The sequence below is a fragment of the Nocardioides mangrovi genome (assembly GCF_020073815.1).
GTDB classification, from domain to species: domain Bacteria; phylum Actinomycetota; class Actinomycetes; order Propionibacteriales; family Nocardioidaceae; genus Nocardioides; species Nocardioides mangrovi.
This window is the reverse complement of the sequence record NZ_JAIQZJ010000035.1, coordinates 1-1499: the sequence shown is the minus strand read 5'-3', so window position 1 is coordinate 1499 and position 1499 is coordinate 1. Positions and strand designations below refer to the sequence as shown.

General features: G+C 68.4%; 1 protein-coding gene. It reads right to left on the bottom strand.

The features are described 5' to 3' along the window. Positions 1–14: 14 nt before the first annotated feature. Entirely contained in the window at positions 15–1241 is a 1227-nt protein-coding gene (locus K8U61_RS24685) for an IS110 family RNA-guided transposase (RefSeq protein WP_224125672.1), read from the bottom strand. Between the last annotated feature and the right edge of the window lie 258 nt (positions 1242–1499).

Here is a 1499-nt window from a genome sequence, read left to right as displayed (position 1 = left end):
CTGAGAGCCCTATGTCAAGCAGCCTCCGGTAGGAGGGTGTTGAGCCGGCCGTGTAGGTCGGGGTTGTAGGGCACGTGGTCGTGCCAGCATCGCCAGAGGATTCTGGTCCAGCCCTGGGCCAGGATCCTCGCTGCGTGGGGATGGCGGCAGCCGCGTGCTCGGGCTCGGTCGTAGGTGTCGCGGGCCCACGCGTTGGCGCGTGGCGTGTCCTGGGCCCAGTCGACCAGGGCTGCGCGGAGTTGTTTGTTGCAGCCGCGGCGGTAGGCGACGTTGAGGTGTTTGCCGGACTGTCTGGTTGAGGGTGCGACACCGGCTGCGGCAGCGAGCGAGGCTGGGTCGGGAAAGCGGGCTCGACAGTCGCCGATCTCGGCTAGCAGGGTGGCGGCGCGGATGGTGCCGGCGCGGGGCAGCGACTGGAAGATCTGCCCGTCTGGGTGGGCGAGCAGCGCTTCCTTGATCCTGGCCTCGAGCTGGTCCTGTTCGTGGCGCAGCGTGGTGAGCAGGTCTACGAGGGTCAGCACGATGGCTTCGCTGGCTTCGGCTGCTGCACCGGTGACGCGGCCGGTGGCGGCTTGGCGTAGGTGGCCGACCAGGCGGGTCGGGGTGTGGCGGCCGCAGTAGGCGTTGGCCTTGAGCCAGTGCGCCATCCGCAGCTCGCCCCTGCCTGCGATCAGCCAGGCGGCCTTCGCTTCGGTCGGGAAGCGTCGTAGGAACGCCAGGCTGATCGCGATGTCGAGCTGGCTGAACAGGCCGATCGCGCCGGGGAAGTTGTGCTGCAACACCGCCAGCAGCTGGTTGTGCACCGCGATCCGGTGGTCGATCAGGTCATGTCGGGCGCGGACCAGCATTCGCAGCGCGATCGTCTCCTCGCTGTCGGGCTGCACGACCACCCAACGGCCGGCGTCGGTGCGCAGCGCGTCGGCCAAGACGAAGGCGTCGAACCGGTCGTCCTTGTTGCCCGCCGAACCGTAGCGAGCCCGCAGCGACTTCACCTGCCGGGCGCTGATGACCACGACTTCGAACCCATCACGGAGCAGGTGCTCGACCACCGGGCCGTCACCGCGTTCGATCCCAACCCGGGCCACACCGTGACGGCGCAGCACCGTCGTGATCTTGGCCAGACCCGGTCGCGAGTGCGGCACCGTGACTTCCTCGATGCGCTGGCCATCGGCATCGACGATGCACAGTGCGTGGTGCTGCCAGGACCAGTCGATCCCGGCGAAAGTGGGCGTAGCCTGCATGCGAGTGCTCCTTCCGTCAGCCCACGGATCAGCACTCCGGTCCGGGACGTGACGGTCGGTCGCTCACTGAGGCGCTCCAGGCCGGCAAGCCTTGGCGCATAGCCCTATGGCCGATCTGCACGTCCCGGGCCACCAGGCCCTGCAACTCTCAGCCAGGTCGTCCCCGAAGAGCGACTCGCTCAGCTCGGCAGTGACCCAGCAGACCCGGGGTGCAGACAAGACGATTCGCCTCGTCCACCCCCAGGGTCAACCAGTGAG